The 25,185-nt window shown below is 61.9% G+C and carries 21 protein-coding genes and 1 pseudogene; 11 read left to right on the top strand and 11 right to left on the bottom strand.

Going from position 1 to position 25,185, the window contains the following annotated elements:
• Positions 1-2,137, bottom strand: a 2,137-nt coding sequence (locus N7650_RS25880; RefSeq protein ID WP_279900592.1) for a retention module-containing protein, incomplete at its 3' end; no start/stop codon positions are given.
• Positions 2,138-2,648: 511 nt separating this feature from the next.
• Here N7650_RS25880 and N7650_RS25875 point away from each other — a divergent pair.
• The 3 genes from N7650_RS25875 to N7650_RS25865 all read left to right on the top strand — a co-directional run bounded on the left by N7650_RS25875 (position 2,649) and on the right by N7650_RS25865 (position 7,693).
• Positions 2,649-4,022: a TolC family outer membrane protein gene (locus N7650_RS25875; RefSeq protein WP_009405139.1), complete on the top strand. Its 1,374-nt coding sequence runs from the start codon at positions 2,649-2,651 to the stop codon at positions 4,020-4,022.
• A gap of 35 nt (positions 4,023-4,057) precedes the next feature.
• A complete protein-coding gene (locus tag N7650_RS25870) occupies positions 4,058-6,211 on the top strand; it encodes a type I secretion system permease/ATPase (protein WP_279900590.1) in 2,154 nt (717 codons plus the stop codon).
• 135 nt (positions 6,212-6,346) lie between these two features.
• Positions 6,347-7,693 carry an HlyD family type I secretion periplasmic adaptor subunit gene (locus N7650_RS25865; RefSeq protein ID WP_279900588.1) on the top strand — a complete coding sequence of 449 codons (1,347 nt, stop codon included), beginning with the start codon at positions 6,347-6,349 and terminating at the stop codon, positions 7,691-7,693.
• Between the two features lie 97 nt (positions 7,694-7,790).
• Here N7650_RS25865 and N7650_RS25860 read toward each other — a convergent pair whose 3' ends face one another.
• From N7650_RS25860 to N7650_RS25850, 3 genes are all read right to left on the bottom strand, one after another.
• Complete coding sequence (locus tag N7650_RS25860) at positions 7,791-8,390, bottom strand: DTW domain-containing protein (protein WP_279900586.1); 600 nt, start codon at positions 8,388-8,390, stop codon at positions 7,791-7,793.
• 76 nt (positions 8,391-8,466) lie between these two features.
• Positions 8,467-10,032: a PAS domain-containing methyl-accepting chemotaxis protein gene (locus tag N7650_RS25855; protein WP_009405143.1), complete on the bottom strand. Its 1,566-nt coding sequence runs from the start codon at positions 10,030-10,032 to the stop codon at positions 8,467-8,469.
• Between the two features lie 138 nt (positions 10,033-10,170).
• On the bottom strand, positions 10,171-11,064 hold the full coding sequence (locus N7650_RS25850) for a LysR family transcriptional regulator (RefSeq protein ID WP_009405144.1): 894 nt from the start codon (positions 11,062-11,064) through the stop codon (positions 10,171-10,173).
• Between the two features lie 232 nt (positions 11,065-11,296).
• Here N7650_RS25850 and speB point away from each other — a divergent pair, with 232 nt between their 5' ends.
• The gene (speB, locus tag N7650_RS25845; RefSeq protein WP_009405145.1) at positions 11,297-12,247 is read left to right on the top strand and encodes an agmatinase; all 951 of its coding nucleotides are present in this window, start codon (positions 11,297-11,299) and stop codon (positions 12,245-12,247) included.
• Positions 12,248-12,393: 146 nt separating this feature from the next.
• A complete protein-coding gene (locus N7650_RS25840; RefSeq protein WP_064301942.1) occupies positions 12,394-13,773 on the top strand; it encodes a sodium:solute symporter in 1,380 nt (459 codons plus the stop codon).
• A gap of 203 nt (positions 13,774-13,976) precedes the next feature.
• Here N7650_RS25840 and N7650_RS25835 read toward each other — a convergent pair whose 3' ends face one another.
• Both N7650_RS25835 and N7650_RS25830 read right to left on the bottom strand, forming a co-directional pair.
• The gene (locus N7650_RS25835; protein WP_279900581.1) at positions 13,977-14,099 is read right to left on the bottom strand and encodes a PA1414 family protein; all 123 of its coding nucleotides are present in this window, start codon (positions 14,097-14,099) and stop codon (positions 13,977-13,979) included.
• Between the two features lie 112 nt (positions 14,100-14,211).
• On the bottom strand, positions 14,212-15,105 hold the full coding sequence (locus tag N7650_RS25830; RefSeq protein WP_064301941.1) for a LysR family transcriptional regulator: 894 nt from the start codon (positions 15,103-15,105) through the stop codon (positions 14,212-14,214).
• Between the two features lie 109 nt (positions 15,106-15,214).
• On the opposite strand from N7650_RS25830, the gene N7650_RS25825 reads away from it, so the two are divergent.
• A complete protein-coding gene (locus tag N7650_RS25825; protein WP_279900579.1) occupies positions 15,215-16,396 on the top strand; it encodes an MFS transporter in 1,182 nt (393 codons plus the stop codon).
• Here the strand turns inward: N7650_RS25825 and N7650_RS25820 are convergent.
• Together N7650_RS25820 and N7650_RS25815 are read right to left on the bottom strand one after the other, a co-directional pair.
• Complete coding sequence (locus N7650_RS25820; protein WP_279900578.1) at positions 16,341-17,273, bottom strand: DMT family transporter; 933 nt, start codon at positions 17,271-17,273, stop codon at positions 16,341-16,343. The two genes, N7650_RS25825 and N7650_RS25820, sit on opposite strands and share 56 nt — an antisense overlap.
• Before the next feature lie 109 nt (positions 17,274-17,382).
• Complete coding sequence (locus N7650_RS25815) at positions 17,383-17,778, bottom strand: transcriptional regulator (RefSeq protein WP_279900577.1); 396 nt, start codon at positions 17,776-17,778, stop codon at positions 17,383-17,385.
• A gap of 118 nt (positions 17,779-17,896) precedes the next feature.
• Between N7650_RS25815 and N7650_RS25810 the strand changes: the two genes are divergently transcribed.
• Positions 17,897-18,166 carry a hypothetical protein gene (locus N7650_RS25810; RefSeq protein ID WP_009405155.1) on the top strand — a complete coding sequence of 90 codons (270 nt, stop codon included), beginning with the start codon at positions 17,897-17,899 and terminating at the stop codon, positions 18,164-18,166.
• Positions 18,167-18,260: 94 nt separating this feature from the next.
• On the opposite strand, the gene N7650_RS25805 is transcribed toward N7650_RS25810, so the two are convergent.
• Positions 18,261-19,598 carry a DEAD/DEAH box helicase gene (locus tag N7650_RS25805; RefSeq protein WP_037061786.1) on the bottom strand — a complete coding sequence of 446 codons (1,338 nt, stop codon included), beginning with the start codon at positions 19,596-19,598 and terminating at the stop codon, positions 18,261-18,263.
• Between the two features lie 128 nt (positions 19,599-19,726).
• Here N7650_RS25805 and N7650_RS25800 point away from each other — a divergent pair, with 128 nt between their 5' ends.
• Together N7650_RS25800 and N7650_RS25795 are read left to right on the top strand one after the other, a co-directional pair.
• The gene (locus N7650_RS25800; RefSeq protein WP_279900574.1) at positions 19,727-21,022 is read left to right on the top strand and encodes a mechanosensitive ion channel family protein; all 1,296 of its coding nucleotides are present in this window, start codon (positions 19,727-19,729) and stop codon (positions 21,020-21,022) included.
• 43 nt (positions 21,023-21,065) lie between these two features.
• Positions 21,066-22,343: a hypothetical protein gene (locus N7650_RS25795; RefSeq protein WP_009405161.1), complete on the top strand. Its 1,278-nt coding sequence runs from the start codon at positions 21,066-21,068 to the stop codon at positions 22,341-22,343.
• Positions 22,344-22,396: 53 nt separating this feature from the next.
• On the opposite strand, the pseudogene N7650_RS25790 reads toward N7650_RS25795, so the two are convergent.
• Positions 22,397-22,717 (bottom strand): annotated as a pseudogene (locus tag N7650_RS25790) (hypothetical protein); the annotation flags it as partial.
• A gap of 221 nt (positions 22,718-22,938) precedes the next feature.
• Between N7650_RS25790 and N7650_RS25785 the strand changes: the two are divergent.
• Positions 22,939-23,739: a hypothetical protein gene (locus tag N7650_RS25785; RefSeq protein WP_279900572.1), complete on the top strand. Its 801-nt coding sequence runs from the start codon at positions 22,939-22,941 to the stop codon at positions 23,737-23,739.
• Entirely contained in the window at positions 23,726-24,001 is a 276-nt protein-coding gene (locus N7650_RS25780) for a hypothetical protein (RefSeq protein WP_037061790.1), read from the top strand. The genes N7650_RS25785 and N7650_RS25780 overlap by 14 nt, the downstream gene beginning before the upstream one ends.
• Positions 24,002-24,213: 212 nt before the next feature.
• On the opposite strand, the gene N7650_RS25775 is transcribed toward N7650_RS25780, so the two are convergent.
• Positions 24,214-25,092 (bottom strand): carboxylate/amino acid/amine transporter, encoded by an 879-nt coding sequence (locus N7650_RS25775; protein ID WP_009405164.1) that lies wholly within the window; start codon positions 25,090-25,092, stop codon positions 24,214-24,216.
• Positions 25,093-25,185 lie beyond the last annotated feature (93 nt).

Here is a 25,185-nt window from a genome sequence, read left to right as displayed (position 1 = left end):
CCACATTCAGGGTTTGCAGGCCGTCCGGCGCGGTTACCGTGAAGGTGCCGGATTGGGTCAGGGCAGCAGCATTCGGGCTACTGCCATCACTGAGGTTCTTCTCGTAGACCGATAGCTCGCCGCCCTCCACATCAAGACCGTTGAGGGTCACCGGATCGTTGAGGTTCTTGATGTTCAGCACCAGGTTGGCAGTGCTGGTATCCCCATCGGCATCACTCAGCGTGTAGGTAAAGGTCTCGGTACCCGTACCACCGCCATGCAGGTTGTAGAAATCCGGATCCGAAGGATTCAACGTGTAGGTGTAGGAACCATCCGCAGCCAGCACCAGGGTGCCGTAGGTCCCGATGAAGGTACCAGCGGTAACAGGACCAACCACCCGGTCAGCCCCTTGCACATCGTTGGTCAGAACATTACCGGTCAGCACAGTTGCCGCTTCGGTTGCCACGCCGGCATTGCTATCAGCCACCGCCGTCGGCACATCGTCGACGATCACCACGTTCAGGTCGACGCTGCCGGTGCTGCCATCGGTATCGGTAGCGACTACGGTGAACGTCTCACCCAGGCTATTGGCACCGCCACCTGCCGGGTGGGCTTCATTGCCATTCAAGGTGTAGCTGTAGGTCACCAACCCGGTCGCCGGGTCATAACCGATCACAGTGAAGGTATTGCCCAGCGGCGTGACCACCGACTGTGTCCCGGTGTTCGCCACCCCACCGTTGACCACACTGATTCCACCCACGCTCAGGGTCTGCAGCCCGTCCGCCGCACTGACGGTGAAACTGCCACTCTGGGTCAGTGCCGTCATATCCGGGTTGCTGCCGGTGCCAAGGTTATTCTCGAAGACCGTGGTAATCCCGCCGTTGGCCCCGAGTCCGCCGATCGTCACCGGGTCGTCGAGGTTGGTGATGTTCAGCACCAGGTTGGCGGTGCTGGTGTCTCCGTCTGCGTCGGTGAGGGTGTAGGTGAAGGTCTCGGTGCCCTTGCCGCCGCCATGCAGATTGACGAAGTCGGGGTCCGACGGATTCAGGGTATAGGTGTAGGAGCCATCCGAAGCCAGGACCAAGGTGCCGTAGGTTCCGACGTAGGTCCCGGGAATGACCGGATTGGCCACCCGGTCGGCGCCCTGGATATCGTTGGGCAACACATTGCCTGTCAGCACGGTGGAGGCTTCGCTAGCGACTGACGGGTTACCGTCGTCCACCGCCTGCGGTACATCGTCGATAACGGTGACATCCAGGCTGCCGCTGGTAACGTCGCCATTGCTGTCGCTGGCCGACACCGGGATGCTTTCGCCCAGGGCGCTGCCGGCAGTGGCGAGGGTGTAGCTGTAGCTGACCACACCGGTGGCCGCGTCGTAGCCAGTGATGGTCAGGACATTTCCCAGACCAGTGGTGAAGGACTGGCCCACGCCCGTGACGGCACCATTGGTCAACACATTGATGCCGCCGACATTCAGGTTGAGCACCCCGTCGAGGGCCACCACACTGAAGGTGCCGGTCTGGGTGAGCGCGCCCGGATTGCTGGCAGAGCCCAGCGGCAGGTTGGCTTCATTGACCGAAATCTCACCGCCCTCGACCGCCAGACCTACAAGGGAGATGGGATTGTCGACGGCCGGGACCGACTCGTTGTGGTCGATGAAGCCGGTGTCCAGGTCACCCATTTCAGCGGCGAACTGCAGGCCGACCGTAGGAAAGCCGATCACCGGATCGACATGTCCACCGACCTCGGTCAGCAGGACGAAGCTGTGCCCACCGCCCAATGCACCCGGAGCACCGTTCGTAGGGCCGGCCGCCGTGGCCTCGGCATCCTGGGTCGGGTCACCGCCGGCGGCAATGGCTTGCTGGAGTTTCTCGACTTCGGCGAGCTGCGCTTCGCTAGGGGGGACCGCCTCCGGCGCCAGCACATGGGGAGCCTGGTGAGCGAGCAGGTTATTGGAGAGGCTCAGGCTGCTGTCACGCCCCAAGGTCAGTTCCCCGCCATTGGCCAGATGGACCGCCACCGCGCCTGTAGCACCGGTTTCCAGTCGCTCGCCGACGAACAGCCGATCGCCCTCGATCAACAACCGCCGGGTACCGTCGGCCTCGACCGCGAACACCTGACCGATCACCTTGCTGACCACACCAATTGACTTGGCCATCTAGCCACTCCTCCACTGTCGACGTTCTTTGCAGAAAAGCCTGTGGTGTCTCGTGGTTGAACACCCGGAAGGTGCCCGACTCGAAGTAGCTGCGACCGTCAAGACGGCGGGTTTTCAGCCAGACCCGGATGCCTTGCATGGATCGCTGCGATGGAGTGACAACCGATAGTGGCGATTGGCTTCATGCCAAATTTCTGTCGCAATTTCCAAGGTTGCCTGACTCCGCTCCACGCCTTTCTTGCCCATGGTCGAATGACGACCGAAGTTTTTCTGACGCCAGTAAAAAAGCGCTTTAGCGCGCTATTTACGTGGCCTGCGGGTTAAACAATGTGCCGCTTTCCTTAGACCGCATAAGTTTTTTTTCGCATAACACTTATGAAAATTTCTTCTTAGCTTTTCGCCCAGATGTTCTTAGCTCTGTTGTTACAAGCTTGAAACGGTTAAACCTCAATTTTTCGCCATTTTTTTGGCGATTACAGATCCAAAAAATGGACTCAGGGAGAAGTACCCCATGCGCGTTTTGAACCCCATCACCAGTGCAGTTCTACTGGCCATCGCCTGTGCCAATGCCCAGGCCATGTCAGTGCAGGAAGCCGTGCAAAGCGCTGTGGATTACCACCCGGAAATCAAGTCGGCAGCCAACAGCCGGCTGTCTGCCGATGAAGATGTGAAGCAGGCCCGCGGTGGCTACTTCCCCACTGTCGATCTGGTTGCCGGCTATGGTCGGGAACGTTCGGACAACCTCAACACCCGGGGCCTCAACCCTGACGGCACGCGTAATCACAACAAGGAAACGCTCAACTACACCCAGTCGGAACTGAGACTGCGGCAGATGCTCTTCGATGGCTTCAATACCTCCAACGAGGTGGCCCGCACCCAGGCCTACGCCACGTCCCGGGCCTATTACACCCAGGCCACCGCGCAAACCGTGGCGCTGCGGGCAGTGGAGGTCTATCTGGAAGTGCTCAAGCGTCGTGAGTTGCTGACCCTGGCCAAGAACAACCTGCAGGCGCACCTACGGGTCAACGACCAGATCGGCCTGCGCAGCGAGCGCGGCGTGGGCAGCACTGCCGACCTCGATCAGTCCGTGGCCCGCCGCGCCCTCGCCGAGAACAACCTGAATACCGCGGAGGTGGACCTGCAGGATGCCGAAGCCAACTTCTACAGCGTGGTAGGCCGTTTCCCCGATGAACTGGAAACGCCCGCCTCGATCAAGGGCCTGCTCCCTGCCAACCTTCAGGAAGCACGCACTGCCATGCTGCAGGACAACCCCTATCTGAAATCGGCCCAGGCCGATATCCAGGCCGCCGAACAGCAATACGAACAAGCCAAGTCGGTGTTTTATCCACGTCTTGACGCCATAGCGTCCACGGGAGCCAACAACAACATCGGTGGCGAGCCAGGCCATAGCAATACCGACTGGAGGGCCGGCGTGGAGATGACCTGGAACCTTTACCGCGGCGGCAGCGACAAGGCCCGCCTGCAATCGGATGCGCACAAGATCAACCAGGCCATGGACATTCGCAACAACGCCCTGCGCCAGCTCACCGAAGACCTGTCGCTGGCCTGGAACGCCTTCAACAACGCCCAGAAGCAGACCCCGGCGGCCAGGCAATACGCCGAGACCACCACCCGGGTACGTGCCGCCTACCAGGACCAGTTCGGCCTCGGCCAGCGCACCCTGCTCGACCTGCTCGACAGCGAGAACGAGCTGTACAACGCCAATCGGCGCTATGTCGAAGTACGCTATATCGAGGAGTTCTCCGCTTACCGGCTGCTGGCCAACATGGGTGACCTGCTGACGAAGCAGAAAATCTCCCTGCCGCCGGAAGCCATCGCCCAGAGCGAAGTTCGCAACAACGTGCAGTTACCTGACATGCGTTGACCCTGTTCCGCCGAAGCGGCGGGAGGTAGGCCATTGTGACCAGCATGCAACCGGCAAGCTCGGCGGACCCGCGCCAGAGCTTCGATGATCCGTTGCTCGATGGGCTGTTGATTCTCTGCAAGCTCCACGGTTGCACGGCCAGCCGCGCCAGCCTGAGCAGCGGCCTGCCCTTGCCGCAGCAGCGTCTCGATCTCGAACTGCTGCCTCGCGCTGCGGCCCGTGGCGGCTTGCAGGCGAGGGTGCTGCGCCGCGAGCTGGAGGCGATTTCCGCGCTCAACCTGCCAGTGCTGCTGTTGTTCAAGGACGGCCGCTGCGCCGTGCTGCGGCGCTGGAAGGACCCCGACCAGGCGCTGATCCTGCCCTGCGAAGCCGACGGCGGCGAGCAGTGGGTCAGCCGCCAGGAACTCGCCGACGCCTATGCCGGCCACGCCCTGTTCGCCCGCCCCCGCCATGAACTGGAACAGCAGCGCGACCCGCTGGTACCGAGGGTGCACGCCTGGTTCCGCGACACGCTGCGTCAATCCCGCTGGCTATACAGCGACGCCCTGCTGGCCAGCCTGCTGATCAACCTGCTGGGCCTGATGGTGCCGCTGTTCGTCATGCAGACCTACGATCGTGTGGTCCCCAACCAGGCCACCTCGACCCTGTGGGTACTGGTGATCGGTCTACTGATCGGCACGCTGTTCGAACTGGTCTTGCGGGTGGTTCGCTCGCACCTGCTGGACCAGGCCGGGAAAAAAACCGACATGATCCTCTCGGCGACCCTGTTCGAACGCATCACCGGCATGTCGATGAAGGCCCGCCCGGCCACCATCGGCGGCTTCGCCCAGAGCATCCACGACTTCCAGGGCCTGCGCGAATTCCTCACTGCGGTAACCCTGACCAGCGTCATCGACCTGCCCTTCGTCGTGCTGATGCTGGCAGTCATCGGCCTGCTCGGCGGCTGGCTGGTGCTGATCCCGCTGATCGCCTTTCCCCTGACCGTGATCTTTGCCCTGCTGATCCAGATACGCCTGCGCGATACCGTGCAAAAGAGCCTGGCCCTCGGCTCGGTACGCCAGGCGCTGTTGATCGAAACCCTCGGCGGCCTGGAAACCCTCAAGGCCTGCGGGGCCGAAAGTGAACGTCAGTATCAGTGGGAAAGCACCCACGGCGCGCTGACCCAACTGGATGCCCATGCCCGCCAGCTCTCGGCGCTGGCCAGCAACGGCACCCTGTTCATCCAGCAGTTCTGCGGCATGGCCACCATCGTGGCCGGGGTCTATAGCATCATCGCCGGCAACCTCAGCGTCGGCGCGCTGGTCGCCTGCTACATGCTCGGCAGCCGGACCCTCGCCCCGCTGGGGCAGATCGCCGGGCTGATCACCCGCTACCAGCAGGCACAACTGACCATGCGCAGCACCGACGCGCTGATGGCCCTGCCCCAGGAGCGCCGCACCGACCAGCAACCGCTGGAGCACACCCGCCTGCACGGTGCGCTGGAGTTCAACCGGGTGACCTTCCGCTACCCCGGCCAGGCCAGCCCCGCACTGAACGGCGTCAGCTTCAGCGTCAAGCCGGGCGAGCGCATCGGCATCATCGGTCGCAGCGGTTCGGGCAAGAGCACCCTGGCGCGCCTGGTGATGAGTTTCTACGAGCCGGACGACGGCCAGGTACTGCTCGACAACCTGGACCTGCGCCAATTGGATATCGCCGACCTGCGTCAGCAACTGGGCTACGTCGCCCATGACCTGCCGCTGCTGGCCGGCAGCCTGCGCGACAACCTGACCCTCGGCGCACGCTATGTCAGCGATGCGCGGATGCTCGAAGTCGCTGAACTAACCGGTGTCAGTGAACTGGCCAGGCAGCACCCGCGCGGCTTCGACCGGCCCGTGGGCGAACGTGGGCAACTGCTTTCCGGCGGCCAGCGCCAAGCCGTGCTGCTGGCTCGGGCAATGTTGCTGGAACCGCCGCTGGTGGTCCTCGACGAGCCCACCAGCCACATGGATAACAGCAGCGAAGAGCAACTGCGCCAGCGCTTGCACGGCTGGGTCGAGGGCAAGACCCTGCTGCTGGTGACCCACCGAACCTCCATGCTCAGCTTGGTGGATCGCCTGCTGGTGCTGGACAACGGCAAGATCGTGGCGGACGGCGCCAAGGATGCGGTCATCGATGCGCTGCGCAAGGGACGGGTCGGACAGGCCCTGTAAAAACCAAGGCACACCGCAGACCCTGTGGGAGCTGGCTTGCCAGCGATTGCAATAGTAAATTCACCATGGCCGTCGCTGGCAAGCCAGCTCCCACAGGGTCCGCGCTGACCGTTGTTACGATGAGAGGCACGCACCATGTCCTCGCTGCGCAGCTACTTCCACAGCTTCAACAAGACCGCCGAACACGATTACCTGCCGGACCTGGCCCGGGCCACCCTGCAGGACTCGCCACGCCGCTCCCGGCTTACCGTGTGGCTGGCGGCGGCGCTGCTGCTGATAGCGCTGGTCTGGGCCAGGTTCGCGGTGCTCGACGAAGTGACCACCGGCGAGGGCAAGGCCATCCCGTCGAGCAAGGTCCAGGTGATCCAGAACCTCGAAGGCGGCATCGTCACCGAGATCCTTGTGCGCGAAGGGCAGATGGTGAACAAGGGCGATACCCTGCTGCGCCTGGACGACACGCGCTTTCGCTCGAACAAGGGCGAGAGCGAGGCCGACCGTTACGCCCTTACCGCCCAGGTCGATCGCCTGGCGGCGGAGGCCGAGGGCAAGCCCTTCCAGGCCTCCGAGGAAGTACGCCGCAAGGCGCCGCAGGTGGCCGAGGACGAGATGGCCCTGTACCAGTCACGCCAGCGCCGGCTGAGCAGCGAGAAGCAGACCCTCAACGAACAGCTGCGACAGAAGACCCAGGAGCTCGCCGAGTTCCGTTCCAAGGTCGAGCAGTATCGATCCGGGCTGGCCCTGCTGCAGCAGGAACTGGACATGTCCACTCCGCTGGTGAAGACCGGCGCCATCTCGCCCGTGGAGATCCTGCGCCTCAGGCGCAACGCGGTGGAGGCCCGTGGCTCGCTGAATGCCACCAGCCTGGCGATTCCCCGGGCCGAGGCAGCGGTAGCGGAGATCAAGAGCAAGATCGAGGAAACCGAAGCCAGCTTCCGCTCGGAGGCGGCCAAGGAGCTCAACGACAAACGCACCGACCTGTCGAAGATCACCGCCACCAGCGTCGCCATCGACGACCGGGTCAACCGCACAACTGTGGTCTCGCCGGTCCACGGCATCATCAAGATGCTCAAGGTCAACACCATAGGCGGCGTCGTGCAGCCGGGCAGCGACATGGTGGAAATCGTGCCGGTGGAAGACAACCTGCTGATCGAAGCCCGGGTGCGCCCCCAGGACGTGGCGTTCCTGCATCCGGGACAGAGCGCGATGGTCAAGTTCAGTGCCTACGACTACTCCATCTATGGCGGGCTCACGGCGAAGCTGGAACTGATAGGCGCCGACACCATCACCGATGACAAGGGCAATGCCTTCTACATGATCCAGGTACGCACCGACCGGAACCACCTGGGCGGCGACAACAAGCCGCTGCTGATCATCCCGGGAATGGTGGCGACGGTGGATATCATCACCGGGGAAAAGAGTGTGCTGGATTACCTGCTCAAGCCGGTGCTTAAGGCACGGACCGAAGCCTTGAGGGAAAGGTAATGCCTGGGAATCTTCTGTGTTGCTGATGGCCTCATCGCTGGCAAGCCAGCTCCCACCCCCTATGGGAGCTGGCTTGCCAGCGATGAGGCCATCAGAATCAGCGCAGATGATTGCGCTCGAACGTCTCCCTGCCCATCGCCGCAATCTGCCCCTCGATCAACACCTCGAACGGCCGCAGCAACTCATCGAAGCGCCCCGCGCCCTCCAGCACATTCAGCGCCTGGGCCACCGCCTCCAACGTCGACAGCGCTCCCGCTTCCGGCGCCTTGCGCAAGCGGTAGCGGGACGGCTGCACCTCGGCCAGGGTGACCCGCGGCAACCCTTGCAGCAACGGATTGAGGTACAGCAGCTTGCGTGCCTTGCGCCAGGTTCCGTCCGGTACGATCAACAGCCACGGCCGTTCATCCGCCGCACCGGAATAAGCGGCCAACGCCTCGGCGCCATCTCCCGGAAACAGCAATCCGGGGCGGTACCCCGGCGTGGCGATCAGCTCTGCCAGATCTTCGAACACCTCCCCCACCCGCAGCTGCGCATTGCGCAACCCCAGCGCCGCCAGACGCGCGGTATTGAGTGCGTGACGCACTTCATCGGGATGCTGCAACAGCACCACCCGGGTACGGCTGTCGAGGGACGGGATCGAAGGGCAGAGGCAATGGCTTCGTGGACGCAGGCAGCGTTCGCACTGGATTCTGGACATCGGGTTCTCCTGGGGCGGTGAATTTTGCCACAGCAGTCCCGGAAAGCACCCACATCCGTGTGGGCCGGTCGAAGGTCTAGCGGTTGAAACGTTCAGCAAGGTCGTGCAGATACCCCGCCATGCGCTCCAATTCGACACTTATTTCAGCGCCCTGGCGGGCCTGGCCGGCACTGCGGTCGCACAGCTGGGCGATGCGCACGATCTGCTGGTTGATATCTTCCACTACATGGCTCTGCTGCTCGGACGCCGTGGCAATCTGCTGGCTCATGCCGGTGATTCGGCTAACCGCCTCGCGGATTCCGCCCAGTGCCTGTTGCACCGCTTCAACGCTCTGCACGCTGTCGCGGGAGATCTGCTCGCCCTTGCTGGCACTGCTCACCGCCCGGTCGGCTCCCGCCCGCAGCGAAGCGATGATCTGGTGGATTTCCTCGGTCGAGGCACGGGTGCGCTGGGCCAGGGAGCGCACTTCGTCGGCCACCACGGCAAAGCCGCGGCCCTGCTCACCGGCCCGCGCCGCCTCGATGGCCGCGTTAAGCGCCAGCAGGTTGGTCTGCTCGGCAATCGACGTGATCACATCCACCACACTGCCGATGGATTGGGTCTGCTCGGCCAGGGCGTTGACCGCCGCACCAATCTCGTGAACCGCCTCGGTCATGCTGCCCATGGCCTTTAGGCTCTGCTGGGCAAGGTCGCTGCCCTGGCGGGTCAGCTCATCGGCGTCGGAGGCTGCATGCGCGGTGCTCTGCACGTTATGCGTCACTTCCTGGATGGTCGCTGCCATCTGCGCCACGGCGGTGGCCGACTGGTCGGTTTCGCTGCGCTGGCGGTCGAGCATCTGCGCCTGGGAGTCGGAAAGTTCCGACGACTGCGAAGCCCGGCTCTTCACACTGACGCCGGCATCCACCAAACGTGTCAGCGCCGTCTGAAGACGCGCCTCCTCGCTGATCATCGCCAGGTCGAGTTGCCCCTGCGGGCCAAGGTTACGGCTGTAGGTCAGCGCCACCAGCGGGCTGGTGAACGCCTTCGGATGCTCGGCCAGGGTGCGGCGGATGACGCGGTTCTGGCGGTTTTCCAGAAGGAACCAGGCCCCCAGCAGGCTCGCCATCAGCAACCCAAGGGCCGCGTACTGCGGCAAGGCCAGATAGCCGACCACCGAGACCAGCCCGGCCAGCAGCAAGGGCCAGCCATGCTCCAGCACATCGCCGACCCGAGCCGCCAAAGGCGTGGGCGAACGCCCGGCTCGCAAGCGCGCATACAGCGCCGAGGCCCGTCCGACCTGATCACGGGTCGGCAACGAGCGCACCGACTCATAACCGCTGATCCGGCCGTTTTCGTAGATCGCCGTGACATAGGCGCTGACCCAGTAGTAATCACCGTTCTTCGCCCGGTTCTTGACCACGCCCATCCATGGCCTGCCCTCCTTGATCGTCTCCCACATATGGCCGAACACTGCTGGCGGCATATCCGGGTGGCGCACGATGTTATGGGGCTGGCCGATCAATTCTTCGCGGGTGAAGCCGCTGATGGCGACGAAGGCGTCGTTGCAGTAGGTGATCCGGCTGTTCAGGTCGGTGGTGGAGATGAGCCGCTGTTCCTGCGGAAAGGTTCTTTCATGCTCAGTGACGGGCAAGTTATTGCGCATCTTGGGCGATCCCTGCTGATGAGATGGATGGGAAATTCATCACAGCAAGAAAAGGAATAGCAGAGCATTCAACTGGATGTGGGCAATGGGCCAGTATTTTTACCCTAGACACAAAGTATTAATGATCCCATGCCCGCATCACGCGGGCGTCAACTGTGCGCGGAGCAGGTCGCGGAAGGTCTGGATCAAGGGTTCGCGGCTGCGTCCTCGACGAATGATCATGGAAAAAGGCGCCTGATAGCCGAAGGTCGCCGGAGAAAGCACCCGCAGGTCGCCCTTGTCCACCCAGGCCTGGGCATAGTGTTCGGGTAGATAGCCAATGTAAGCGCCGGAAAGAACCAGAATCAGTTGCGCTTCCATGCTTTCTACGGTTGCCGCACTGTGCTTGAAGCCGTGCCGGGCCAGTTCCGCCTGGCTCCAGTAGCCACGTCCGACCATGCGCTGTTGGGTGATGACCTGCTCGGGAATGCGTCGCTCGTGATACAGCGGATGACGGTTGCTGCAATACAGCCAGTGCTGCTCGCGATACAGCGGCTGGTAGACCAGGCCACTCATTCGCGTGGAAAACGCACCGATGGCCAGGTCCAGGCGGTTATCCTGCACGCCCAGTTGCAACTCGTAGGGGCTGGACACCGAGAGGTGCAGATGCACCGCCGGGTGTTCCTGGCTATAGGCGCCGATGGCCTCGGCCAGGGGCAAGGCGCGGTCGCCGACGGTCGAATCGATCACTCCGAGATTGAGCGTGCCACGCAGTTCGCCCTTGAGCGCCGCCGCGTATTGCTCGAAGCCGTCCAGCTCGGCGAGCAGGCGCAGGGTCTCCTGATGGAACAGCTCGCCCTTGCTGGTCAGACTGAAGCCGCCACGACCGCGATGGCAAAGCACTATGCCCAACGCCCCTTCCAGTTGGCTCATGTAGGTGCTGATCGCCGAGGTGGACAGGTTGAGGTCGCGCTGGGCGTTGGCGAAGCCCTGGTGGCGCACCACGCTGGCAAAGATGCGCAGCAGCTTCAGGTCGGGCAGGTTCGAGGCCATGGCGAGGTATCCGCACGTCGGAAATCGCCACAGTCTAACCGCGCCCAGGCGAATAGTTCAGCGATAGTTCAGAAAAACCTGAACTAAGTATTTGCCGGTAGCGATTCTTCTGCCGCACTACCTTTTGCAGACTGCGCCGCACAGCAACTGTTCCAGGACTATTCCGGCTGGCTGACCGGTGTCGAGAACAGATATCAACAACTAGAACAATCGAATCGATGAGGCCCGAACCGTGGACAAGATTCTTCACCAACCACTGGGCGGCAACGAAATGCCGCGCTTCGGCGGCATCGCTACCATGCTCCGCCTTCCGCACCTGCAAAGCCCTGCCGGCCTGGACGCCGCCTTCATCGGCGTGCCGCTGGACATCGGCACCTCCCTGCGCTCCGGCACCCGCTTCGGCCCGCGGCAGATCCGCGCCGAATCGGTGATGATCCGTCCGTACAACATGGCCACCGGTGCGGCGCCCTTCGACTCGCTGTCGGTCGCCGACATCGGTGACGTGGCGATCAACACCTTCAACCTGCTCGACGCCGTGCGCATCATCGAAGAAGCCTACGACCAGATCGTCGAGCACAACGTGATCCCCCTGACCCTGGGCGGCGACCACACCATCACCCTGCCGATCCTGCGTGCCCTGCACAAGAAGCACGGCAAGATCGGCCTGGTGCATATCGATGCCCACGCCGACGTCAACGACCACATGTTCGGCGAGAAGATCGCCCACGGCACCACCTTCCGCCGCGCCGTGGAAGAAGGCCTGCTCGATTGCCAGCGCGTGGTGCAGATCGGCCTGCGCGCCCAAGGCTATACCGCCGAGGATTTCAACTGGAGCCGCAAGCAGGGCTTCCGCGTGGTCCAGGCCGAAGAGTGCTGGCACAAGTCGCTGGAGCCGCTGATGGCGGAAGTCCGCGAAAAGGTCGGCGGCGGTCCGGTGTACCTGTCCTTCGATATCGACGGTATCGACCCGGCCTGGGCGCCGGGCACCGGCACCCCGGAAATCGGCGGCCTGACCACCATCCAGGCCATGGAAATCATCCGTGGCTGCCAGGGCCTGGACCTGATCGGCTGCGACCTGGTGGAGGTTTCTCCACCCTACGACACCACCGGCAACACCTCGTTGCTGGGTGCCAACCTGCTCTACGAAATGCTCTGCGTGCTGCCCGGCGTAGCCCGTCGCTAACGGAGCTTCACCCGGCAGGAGCCATGACGGCGGCCCCTTGAGCAGGGGCCCCGCTGCTACGAAGAAGTGACTACGAAGAAAAGACCCGCCGCGCCTTGTCGCAGGCGGGATCGATCTCACATAAAAAAGATAACTGGAGACACCCCATGGCCCTGGACATATTCGTTGTACTGATATACGCCGCCGGCATGCTGTTGCTGGGCTGGTACGGCATGCGCCGCGCCAAGACCCACGAGGAATACCTGGTGGCCGGACGCAACCTCGGCCCCAGCCTGTACATGGGCACCATGGCCGCCACCGTGCTGGGCGGCGCTTCCACCGTCGGCACCGTGAAACTCGGCTACGTCCATGGCATTTCCGGCTTCTGGCTGTGCGCCGCGCTGGGCCTGGGCATCATCGCCCTCAACCTGTTCCTCGCCAAACCCCTGCTGCGCCTGCGCATCTTTACCGTGACCCAGGTCCTGGAGCGCCGCTACAACCCGATGGCGCGCCAGGCCAGTGCGGTGATCATGCTCGCCTATGCGCTGATGATCGGCGTGACCTCTACCCTGGCCATCGGCACCGTACTGCAAGTGCTGTTCGAACTGCCGTTCTGGGCAGCGATCCTGCTCGGCGGTGGCGTGGTGGTGGTGTACTCGACCATCGGTGGCATGTGGTCGCTGACCCTGACCGACATCGTCCAGTTCGTGATCAAGACCGTAGGCCTGATGTTCGTCCTGCTGCCGATCTGCCTGTACCGCGTCGGCGGTTGGGACCAACTGGTAGCCAAGCTGCCGGAAGCCAGCTTCAGCCTGACCACCATCGGCTGGGACACCATCATCACCTACTTCCTGATCTACTTCTTCGGCATCCTGATCGGCCAGGACATCTGGCAGCGGGTGTTCACCGCCCGTGACGAGAATGTCGCCAAGTACGCCGGCACCACCGCAGGCGTGTACTGCGTGATCTACGGTCTGGTCTGCGCGGTGATCGGCATGGCAGCCCATGTGCTGTTGCCGGACCTGGGCAACGCCAACAACGCCTTTGCCGCCATCGTCAAAACCGCGCTGCCGGATGGTATCCGTGGCCTGGTGATCGCTGCGGCCCTGGCGGCGATGATGTCCACTGCCAGTGCCGGCTTGCTGGCCGCCTCCACCGTACTGACCGAAGACCTGCTGCCGAAGCTGCGTGGCGGCAAGCAATCGAGCCTGGCGGTGAACCGCCTGTTCACCCTGCTGACCGGTATCGCCGTACTGGGTATCGCCCTGGTGGTGGAAGACGTGATCAGCGCCCTGACCCTGGCCTACAACCTGCTGGTGGGTGGCATGCTGGTGCCGCTGATCGGTGCCATCTACTGGAAGCGCGCGACCACTCGCGGCGCCATTGTCAGCATGAGCCTGGGCTTCGTTACCGCCCTGGCGTTCATGATCAAGGACGGCATGGATGCGAATACGCCGATCTACTACAGCCTGGCGATCGGGCTGGTGAGCTTCGTGGTGGTGAGCCTGATGTCGCGGCCGGCGGTGAATGCGGCCAAACTGGCTTGAGCTGAAACAGCTTGAAATGAAAAGGGCCTGCTTCAAGCAGGCCCTTTTTCTTTGTACTTGAGTGCCCTATCGCTGGCAAGCCAGCTCCCACAGGTTCCGCACTGATCTTGAGTCTTGTGCAGTACCCTGTGGGAGCTGGCTTATCGGACCGCCGCACCGCAGCGATAGGGCCCGAGGGCTCAACACACAATCAGCAGGTTCCCTCAGCGCCGCGGCTGCCGCCTGCGCTTTTCTTCATCGGCAGGAATCGGTACCGGCTGCATCGGCGGGATCAAACCCAGGGCCACTGCAAGGTCGTGGAGCCAGTTCATGATCAGGTTTTTCATGGAATCCCCCTTGAGGGTCATCGTGGCAATCCAATGGCTACGATGTTTCAAACACATCATAGGCCCAAATCCTACAAGCCGCTCGAAGAAATCAACAGTTTCCTGATCCGGATCAAGCGCTGAGCGCCTGGCCGACAGGCGGTCCCTGGCGGCTCTCTTCCTGAAGGTTCACCCAGGCATCCAGGTTCGCTCCGCGCATGCCGCGACGCCAGACCAGCCAGGTAGTCGCCTGGTCGAAAGGCGTCTGCAACCGATGCACCGCAACATTCTCCCGGCCCGGCAGGCTGTCGAGCATCGATTGCGACATCAAGGCCACCCCGGATCCGGCAACCACGCATGCCAGCATGCTCGGGTAGGACTCGATTTCCATGGCCCGGCCCATGGCAGCATGATCGTGGGCATACCAGGCCTCCAGGCGCATGCGATAGGAGCAACCCTTGCGGAAGGTGAACACTGCCCGCCCGGCCACGTCGCGGGCGCTGCGCACCGGCGGATGATCGGGTTCGGTGAGCAGGACCAGGGTTTCCTCGCATAGCGGCACGCCATCCAGGCCCGACAGCGACAGCGGCCCGTCCAGCAACGCGGCGTCGAGGCGGCCGGCCAGCAGGCCTTCCAGCAGCTCGCCGCTGGGCGCGGTCTGCACCTGCAGGTTCACTGCCGGATAGGCCTTGTGATAACGCGCGAGCAAGTCCGGCAGATGGATCGCCGCCGTGCTGTACATGCAGCCCAGCACGAACTCCCCCGCCGGCTGGCCACCCTGCACCGCAGCGAAGGCCTCGTCATGCAGGGTCAGCATGCGTCCGGCGTAATCCAGCAGCACCTTGCCGGCGGGCGACAGTTGCAGGCGCTGGCGTTCTCGGTGAAACAGCTCGACGCCAAGCTGCTCTTCAAGCTGGCGCAGGCGCGTCGAGAGGTTCGACGGCACCCGGTGCAACTGTTCGGCGGCGCGGGTCACCGAGCCGGTCTCGGCGACAGCCTGGAAAATGCGCAACTGGCTCAGCTCCACACCGATTCTCCAAAATTGAACAAGTAGCTCAGTATTATTCAATTTTTCAGAATGACAACCACCAGTAGTCTGACGGCATCGAACGATTCCTCTGACAGGAGCACCGGACATGTCGCCAACCCTGCGTTTGATCGCCAGCTTCGTGGCCTTGATGATGGCCATGGGCATTGGCCGTTTCGCACTTACTCCGCAACTGCCGCACCTGGTGAGCGAAGGCCAGTTGAGCCTGACCACCGCCGGGCTGGTGGCCGCCGCCAATTACCTCGGTTATCTGCTGGGTGCGCTGGACGCGATGTTCGCCCGGCGTCCAGACCAGGTACGCCTGCGCCTTAACCTTGGCCTGTGGTTATGCGTGATGCTGACCCTGGTGTCGTTCGAGGCCGATGGTTTCATCGTCCATGCCCTGCTGCGCTTTGGCACCGGCGTGGCCAGTGCCTGGGTGCTGGTGATGATCACCAGCCTCAGCCAGCCCCTTGCGGCACGCAGCAATCTGCCGCGACTCGGCGCGCTGGTATTCGCCGGGCCAGGCCTGGGGATCATGCTCACCGGCCTGCTGGCGCTGGTGTCCAACCTGTTTGGTTTGGGCTCGGCACCGCTTTGGCTGATCTACGCCGGCGCTGCACTGGTCATGCTGCTGGCGGTGCGGCCGATGCTGCCGCAACCCGAGGACACCCCGTTGCAACCTGCCAGCGGCCTGACCGTCCATCCAACCCGGGGCATCGCCCGCCTGGGCCTGATCTACGGTCTGTACGGCATCGGCTACATTATCCCGGCCACCTTCATGTCGCAGATGGCCAACGCGCGGTTTCATGGGCAGTGGATGGCCGACCTGTTCTGGCCCGGCTTCGGTCTCGCAGCAGCCGTTGGCGTGATGCTGCTGAGCCTGCGTCGCCCGACGACCAACGGCACGCCGCGCTGGCTGATGCTGACCCTGTGGCTGCAGGCGGCCGGCGTATTCGCCTGCCTGATGGGTGATGGCCTGGGCCTGGCCCTGGGCGTGATCCTCTGCGGCACGCCATTCCTGGCCTGCATGCAATTGGTGATGCAACGTTCGCGGGAACTGGCACCGCACGCCCCCCAGCGCAATGCCGGCTTGCTGACCGCCTGCTTCGCCCTCGGCCAGTTGGGCGGCCCGTTGCTGGCGGCGCTGAGCAACCAGCTTGCCGGCAGCCTGCAACCGGCACTGCTGGCGGCCGGCAGCGGCTTGCTCGTGGCCGGCCTGCTGACCTTGCGCCCTACCGTTGTCCCAGCAGCGTGCGCAACCGCCTGCGCACCCACTGCTCGGCGCTGACCAGGACAATGCCCAGCAGCACGCAGATGGCGCCGAGAACGAAGTTGGCGCTCAAGGGTTCGTCGAGCAGCAGCACACCGAACGTCACGCCGAAGATAGGCGTGACGAAGGAAAACACCGCCAGGTTCGAGGCCAGGTATTTGCGCAACAGCCAGAACCAGGTCAGGTAGCTGAAGAACGACACCACCAGGGCCTGGAACAGGACGCTGCCGATGGCGATGGGGGTCAGGACCACGTGGGTGATCTTGCCGCTGAACGCCGCAATCAACAGCAGGCCGACGAAGCCCACTGCCAACTGGTAGAACAGGGTCAGGGTCGCCGGCGCTTCCGACAGCCGCGAGCAACGCACCACCACGGTGGTAGCGCCCCAGGCTGCGCCGGCCAGCACGCCAAAGGCATCGCCCAGCAGCATCGGACCATTAAGGTCCTGCAACGACAGGCCACCGGCGAACGCCACGGCGATCCCGCAGAACGACAGCAGGATGCCCAGCCACTGCAAGGGCCGCAGGCGTTCGCTGGGCAGGCTGAAATGCAGGCCGAGGGCGGTGAATACCGGGGCGGTATAAAGGAATACCGACATATGCGCCGCCGAGGTCAGCAGCAAGCCTTCGGCGATGAACAGGAACTCCAGGCCAAACAACGCGCCGGCCAGCAATCCGGCCTTCCAGGTCGTACCGAGCTGCTCCCAGCCGCCGCGCCAGCACATCAATAGCCCGACCAGCAGCGCAGAAATACCGGAACGGGTTGCCGCCTGCATCACCGGTGCGATGTCGGCGGCAGCCATTTTCACTACGACCTGCTGGATACCCCAGATCAGGCACAAGCCCAGCATGACCTGGAAGGCGAAGGCATCGGGGTTGCGGCGGGCATCGCTCATCGCTCCCCCCCGGACTCTGGCAACGGCATGACCACCTCTTGGCAGCGAAGAATTGGCGCCAATTATCAGTGAGGCTCGCCAGCCATTACCAGATATGTCTGCACCATTTTCAGGCGATCTGCGCTTTCGACGCGACCTCTTCGAACGTGGCCTCATCCAGGGCGTCGGCCTGTTCGTTGAGCACCTGGCGCGGATGGTCGTTACCGGGGATGCTGCTGTCGATCAGGCTCAACAGGCGCGAGCCGCGCTCGGTCAGCACGTAGTTCTCTCCGTTGCCGCCCTCGCTTTCCGGGCGATCGGCGATATAGCCACGTTCCAGAAGCAGGCGTTCGTAGTCGCAGGCGCGGGTTTTCAGGTGATCGACGTCCGGCACCGGCTCGCCAGCCGCCGCCAGTTGCGCGGCGTGCTGTTCGGCGTAAGGGCGCGGAGTGAAATGCTGGTCGGCGCTGCTCTGCACTTCGTGGAGCAGGCGTTCGATCAGGTCCCAGTCATACACAGTGCTCATGGCAAAAGGCCTCGCGTGGTGACAGTCAAGGTTGTGACCGACCCGGTTCGCCGCGGTTCGACTGAACTTTCCAGACGGCGCCGGCCTCAACCGGGAACCTGAACAAGGAGGCTCGACCATGAAAACCCTGATGACACTCACCGCCACCGCCAGCCTGCTGTTCGCCCTGCCAGGCTGGGCCTGCACGCTGGAGGAGGCAACGGAGAAACGTGAGGAACTGGCCAAGGAAGTGACCCGGTTGACCGAGCAGAATCCGCAGAAGGCCAAGGAGATCAATGAGGAATTGCGGGGGATGAAGCTGGGAACCGAGTCGAAGGATCTGCCGGACAAGTGCCAGTTGATCGACAAGCGGTTGCAGGAGTTGCGCGAGGCCGAGAAAAAGACCTGATCTTGCAGTGGATTTGAGGGCCCTATCGCTGGCAAGCCAGCTCCCACAGTGTGGGAGCTGGCTTGGCAGCGATAGGGCCCTCAAGGGCAACAGATTACTCGGCTGCCGGAGCGCGCTTCTTCAGCGGCGCCAAGCCATCGGAACTGGCTAGCGGCGCATTCGGACGCGGCTTGGCGGTAGGCTTGCGCTTGGCCACGGCCTTCTTGTCACCCTTCTTGTCGGTCTTTTTCTTTTTCGCCCCTGCCGCCTTGCCCGAGGCCTTGACCTTCTTCGGCCCGCTGTAGGTGCCCTTGACTTCCTTGATCACCCGGCGCTCGAAGCTCTGCTTCAGGTAGCGCTCGATGCTCGACATCAGGTTCCAGTCGCCATGGCAGATCAGCGAAACCGCCAGGCCATCGGCGCCCGCGCGGCCAGTACGGCCGATACGGTGCACGTACTCGTCGCCACTGCGCGGCATGTCGAAGTTGATCACCAGGTCCAGGCCGTCGACATCCAGGCCACGGGCCGCCACGTCGGTGGCCACCAGCACTTTCGCATTGCCGGTCTTGAAGCGTTCGATGGCCAGCTTGCGGTCTTTCTGGTCCTTGTCGCCGTGCAGGACGAAAGCCTTCACGTCCTTGGCCACCAAGTGGCCGTAGATGCGGTCGGCCATGACCCGGGTGTTGGTGAAGATGATCGCCTTTTCATAGGTTTCGTTGGCCAGCAGCCACTGGGCGATCTGCTCCTTATGCTGGTTGTGGTCGGCCGTGATGATCTGCTGGCGGGTGGTTTCGTTGAGCTGGCTGACGGCGTTGAGCATCAGGTGCTCGGGGTCCTTGAGCACCTTGCCGATCATGTCGCGCAGGCCGGCGCCGCCCGTGGTGGCGGAGAACAGCAGGGTCTGGGCACGGTTCGGGCACAGGCCGCAGAGACGTTCGACGTCCTCGGCGAAGCCCATGTCGAGCATGCGGTCGGCTTCGTCGAGAACCACCACCTGCACATGCTCCAGGTCCAGGTTGCCGGCGTTCAGGTGCTCCAGCATGCGCCCCGGAGTGCCGACCAGGATATCCGGGACCTTGCGCAGCATCGCCGCCTGTTCCTTGAAGTCCTCGCCGCCGGTGATGATCCCCGACTTGATGAAGGTGAACTGGGCGAAACGCTCGATCTCCTTGAGGGTCTGCTGCGCCAGTTCACGGGTCGGCAGCAGGATCAGGGCGCGGATTTCGACGCGCTTCTGGTTCAGGTCGACCAGACGGTTGAGCACCGGCAGGACGAAGGCCGCGGTCTTGCCGCTCCCGGTTTTCGCCGTCACCCGCAGGTCACGTCCTTGCAAGGCCAGGGGAATGGCCGCGGCCTGCACCGGCGTCGGCTCGACAAAGTTGAGTGCGGCGACGGCTTTGAGCAGGCGTTCGTGCAGGGCGAAATCGGAGAACACGGATGTAACCTCGGGCATGTGCAGAAATTCAGCCACATAGGGTAACGTTTTCCACCGCCGGAGCCGAATTTCTTTTTGCCCCGAGGGTGCCTGCGCGGCTCTAATGGACGGCCTGTTTTTCCCGTTCGCGAGATTTTCCGTCCTCCATGGCTATCCAACAATTCTGGCAAGACGCCCTCGACCTCTGGGGCACCCTCGACCAGCACCCCTTGCTGCACGCCGGTCTCGGCCTGACGACGCTGCTCATCGTCGCCCTGCTGCTGGGCCGTGTGGCACGCTTCGTCATCCTCCATGCGGGCAAGCTGCTCAGCCGACAACCGGCGCTGCACTGGCTCAAGGACCTGCTGCACAACAAGGTGTTCCACCGCCTGGCGCAGATCACCCCGTCGCTGGTGGTGCAGTTCGGACTCAAGCTGGTGCCCGGGCTGAGCGCCACCAGCCAGCACTTCCTCGGCAACGTCGCGCTGGCCTTCACCATCCTGTTCCTGCTGTTCGCCGTCGCCGCCCTGCTTGACGCGTTGCTGGATATCTATGCCCGCACCGAACACGCGCGCACCCGCTCGATCAAGGGCTATGTGCAACTGGCGAAGATGGTCCTGTACGTGTTCGGCGCGATCGTCATCGTCGCCACCCTGATCGACCGCTCGCCGCTGTTGCTGCTGTCCGGTCTCGGTGCGATGTCGGCGGTGATCCTGCTGGTGTACAAGGACACCCTGCTGTCGTTCGTCGCCAGCGTGCAGCTCACCAGCAACGACATGCTGCGGGTCGGCGACTGGATCGAGATGCCCCAGGTCGGCGCCGACGGCGATGTGGTGGATATCACCCTGCATACGGTGAAGGTGCAGAACTTCGACAAGACCATCGTCTCCATCCCCACCTGGCGCCTGATGAGCGAGTCCTTCCGCAACTGGCGCGGCATGCAGCAATCCGGCGGGCGGCGGATCAAGCGCAGCCTGTTCATCGATGCTGGCGGCGTGCGCTTCCTGACTGCCGAGGAACAGCACCGCCTGGGCGACGTGCGACTGCTCAAGGACTACCTGGCGCAAAAGCGCAACGAGCTGCACCGCTGGAACGAATCCCAGGGCCAGGTCGCGGAACTCGCAGCCAACCGCCGCCAGCTCACCAACATCGGCACCTTCCGCGCCTTTGCCCTCGCCTACCTGAAGAACCATCCCGACGTGCAGCAAGGCATGACCTGCATGGTCCGGCAGATGCAGACCACCGCCGAGGGCGTGCCGCTGGAAATCTACTGCTTTACCCGCACCACGGTGTGGGCCGAGTACGAGCGGATTCAGGGGGATATCTTCGATTATCTGCTGGCGGTGTTGCCGGAATTCGGCCTGGCCTTGTACCAGCAGCCTAGTGGGAGTGACCTGCGGGCAGGGTTGCTGACAATTACTGAACAACGTCAGGCAGCTACCGACTCCGTTGCCTCCGAGTAAATCGTTGAAAACAGTCCGGATCAGGACTTTCCAGGGCAGATATATGTTAGAAAAACTGCTGGATTCGTTGAAAAAGGCTTTTGACCCTACAGAGACAGCGACATTGCCCGACCCCTTCGATACCTACTATGACGAGAAGGCGAAGCTTTTCTGCATTGGCGAGTTACCCCTGAACATCAAGAAAGAAGCGGCGCGAATGATCGAGACGAAACTGGACAGTAACGAAAGTTTTGATCGTGCCAGTCTCGACAGCCTTCAGTTGTCGGCCAAGGGCCGGGAAGTGTTCGACACGGCCCTGGCTCAATTGTGTTTCTGGATCGGGAAACTGGTGGGCACGAAAAAACGCCGGAAGGGAGACTCTCTATACCCTTGGAAATGTGCTGTGTGCCTAGTCCCGACCACGAGATTCAATGCTTGGGTAAGGCTCTCCTTTGATGAAAAAGAGAACACGGCCCTGATTTTCCTGAACATCGGCGTGCTGCTGGAGAACCTTGATCGACTCCATCGTATCCATGCAACCCCGGGCTATCTGGACTCAATCATCAACGGCAGCAAAGGCAAATTGGCACCGGAAGTGCCTACGGATCAATGTGATGGCTATCTCGCCAACTTTTCCGCCAACCCGCGTCTTCATGCCATCGCCACGGAGGTCGCTATCAAGGCCAGCATGCTCGTGGTGTTCCACGAGTATGCCCATTTCATCTGCGGTCATGTTTCATACCTCAAGGCGGAACTCGACCATTCGGAAGGAATTCATGAAGCCCCCGAGGAGCTTGATAAGGTGCTGGCCGAAGAGCTCAGACGCCACATGGAATTCGATGCCGACGAAACGGCAGGCACTATGGCCTCGATTTTCTGGAGAGAGTTCGACCACCCAGCTGTCGCCCCGGAAGACATGAAAAACGAGGCGTTTTCGATTGAGGTCATCCTCGCCGTGCTCTCGAACAACTTGATTCTCGGCCAGTATCTGCTCGACCAGCGCTACTACAGCCCGTTGTGGAGAGCTCAGCACCTCCTAGAACGTTTTTACGCGGACTTCTTTTACATCGACAAATCACTTCCCCGGCATGAGCAAGAAAATGCTAGGGAGTCCAACAGCAACGAAATGTTCCGTTTACAGATGAAGCTCGTTTCTGAACTCGAACGGGCCTACAAAATGTTGGGGCTGGGCGAAGGGCTTTCGTTCGAATACCTCACGAGGGAAATCAATACTCTGCTCAGTCACGACCAGCACGAGCTGGAGCGGTTCAGAACGGAGTTCCGCAAATACTCACCCGCGACGCACTTCATCCAGCGCGGTCAGGGCCAGACTCAGTACTAACACCTAGCCACGCCCTGAACAGCATGGACCGGGCCACTACCCAACCGACTCGCCTACAATGAGGCCAGGACGATGCTGTCGCCCAGGGCCAGGAGCCCCAACAACTCGTGCTGACTTCAGATCAGCAAGTTGGCCAATGGCCCACTGGAACATGCAGGTGGTTCATCAACGCGAGGGGACGCCGGAAACCAGGCAGGCGCCCTTATTCCACCAGTACAACCCAAGCGCGGTCGGCGCCAGGCCGAGGAGCAGCAGCACGCCCTACTGCGCGTCGCTGCTTGGCAGGCGGCATAGGTGAAGTTGGCCAGTTGCAGGAGCAGGAAGCCGATGTCGAAGTCCGGATCGATGGTTTCGAAGCGGATAACCGCCGTCCCGCCAGCGAGGTAGCTATCGACATGACCACCCAGGGAACACCCGTATTCAGCGTTGACACTTTGTACCGCCCCCTTAAGCAAGCACCGCCAGGTCAAGCTTGAAGTCCCTCTGGAACCTGAGTGCAGGGCAATAGAAAAGACAGGAGGACCTTTCTCCGAACAGGAAAAACGAGGCTGATATAGATCGAGAGATCTCCGCACTCAAATCAAGACTCGATGAATTGAAGTCAACCAAGGATATTAAGAGCGAGACCATCAACAGCTTTGATCATCTTATCGCCGACATGAGACGCCAACACCGGGACATGACTACCCAACAACTATCGCTCGAAGCAAAAATCAAAAGTTCTGCACAGATTAGACAGGAAATTGAAAGCGAAATTGAAACACTAGACTTGAATGAAGAGGCTCGGCGCGCGTTCATGTCATTCAGCGAAATTTGCACTACTCCATCGTGCGGAATGTTTTTGGTGAGTGCAGACTCATATGGGAAGAGCCTACTTTACCTACGCGACCAAATTAAGGATCTTGACACAGTCAGCACTGCAAACATACACCAGGCTGAGAGTATTGCCACACAAAAATCATGGATTGAGCGACAAATCTCTGACCTCTCGGAAAAGCGAGGCTTAGCGGAGCGGGAAGCTGGCATCGAAATGTTTATCGAAGCGATCAGCAAAATTGCGTCCGAGATCTTCGAGCTTGAACTGGAAAAGACCAAAATCAAGAAATACCAAGCACAAGAACAGTCACATCTTGAACTACAAAATCGTCGCAACAAGACGTTGACCGAACAGGAAGCACTAGGCCCAGAGCGAGAGCAATCCTTTGAGGTAGTTAAGTTCAAGCGAAACCTGGCCGAAAAAATGGCCGACTGGCTTGACACGCTAAATTCAAAGAATATCTCTAGAGATATACGTATCGACTCAGACCTCAAGCCAGTTCTCGGAACAGAAAAAATCGGGATAATAAAAGGTAGTTCGAAAGCCCGTACAGTTCTGGCTTTCCATGCTGCCCTTTGAAATCTGCACTTCCGATCCAAGCTCGCCGTTCCGTACACTGATCTTTGATACCCCACGCCAACAAGAAATCCACTCAGAAGACCTTGACGCTTACTTTAAACGCCTAAAATTAATCGCCACGCAAAATGACGCGCAGATTGTATTCTCAACAACCAGTTATCGATTTGACATTGATCCCGAACTGGATTCAGAGTGGCTTCCACGGTTCGGCGGATTCGAGCAACCAATGTATCTGGGAGACTTCCAGAACCTGATGGATTAAATGAGGTTGAGGACATACATGGCGGATGGAGTTGGCGGCCCATGGTGCTTCGGTGTTTCCTACGCAACTCCGAAACTACCCTGTCCTGCCGCCTCCTTACTTATGGCAAAGATCCCTTGGTCAAAGTTTCGGTTCGGGTGCCGACTCGCTAATTCAGCCTGGCCTTGTACCAGCAACCCAGCGGCAGTGACCTGCTCGCCGGGCTGGATGCCCTATCGGCCGGTCTCGCCGGCGAGCGCCGGGCGTTGCGTGCCGAGGCGACTGAGCCACAGTGAGGCAAGAATGATGCTCCCGCCGATGAACAACCGCCCCAGCGGCTCGTCCTGATTCCAGATCAGCAAATTGAGCAGCAGGCCCACCGGGACATGCAGGTTGTTCATCACCGCCAGGGTGCCGCCCGAGACCAGGCAGGCGCCCTTGTTCCACCAGTACAGGCCCAGCGCCGTCGGACACAGCCCCAGGAACAGCAACACGCCCCATTGCACATCGGTGGTGGGCAGGTGCTGGGCGTTGCCGAAGGCGAGGAAGGCCGGCAGCACGACGATCAACGCCCCCAGGTAGAAATAGCCGAAGCGCCGGTAATGCGGGAGATCGCTGGGGTGGCGGGCAACCAGGTGCTTGTACAGGACCTGGCCGGCAGCATAGGTAAAGTTGGCCAGTTGCAGGAGCAGGAAGCCGATGAAGAAGTCCGGGTTGATGCTGTCGAAGCGGATCACCGCCGCACCCGCCACCGCCACCAGCGCGGCGAGCAGGGCCCAGGGGTTGAAGCGGCGGTTGAGCGCGTCTTCGATCAGGGTCACGTGCAGCGGGGTGAGAATGGTGAAGAGCAGGACTTCCGGCACGGTGAGCACGCGGAAGCTGAGGTAGAGGCAGACGTAGGTGATGCCGAACTGCAAGGCACCGATTACCAGCATGGCGCGCATGAAGCGCGGCTCGACCTGGCGCCAGCGGGTCAGCGGCAGGAAGATCAGCAGGGCCAGGACGACCCTGGCCAGCACGGCGAAGTAGCTGTCGACATGGCCGGCGAGGTATTCGCCGATCAGGTTGAAGGAATACGCCTGGATCAGCGCGACGATCAGTAGGTAGCCCATGGTTGCCTCTCGGGGATCAAGGCGGCGACCTTAGCGGGTTGGGGTATCCCAGTGCAATTGTCGGGATTCTTTATTGCTCTTGAGGGCCTCATC

Origin of the sequence: Pseudomonas sp. GD04058 (assembly GCF_029836855.1) — a bacterium.
GTDB classification, from domain to species: Bacteria; Pseudomonadota; Gammaproteobacteria; order Pseudomonadales; family Pseudomonadaceae; genus Aquipseudomonas; species Aquipseudomonas bharatica.
The sequence above is the reverse complement of the archived record's forward strand: the minus strand, read 5'-3'. Positions and strand labels throughout refer to the sequence as shown.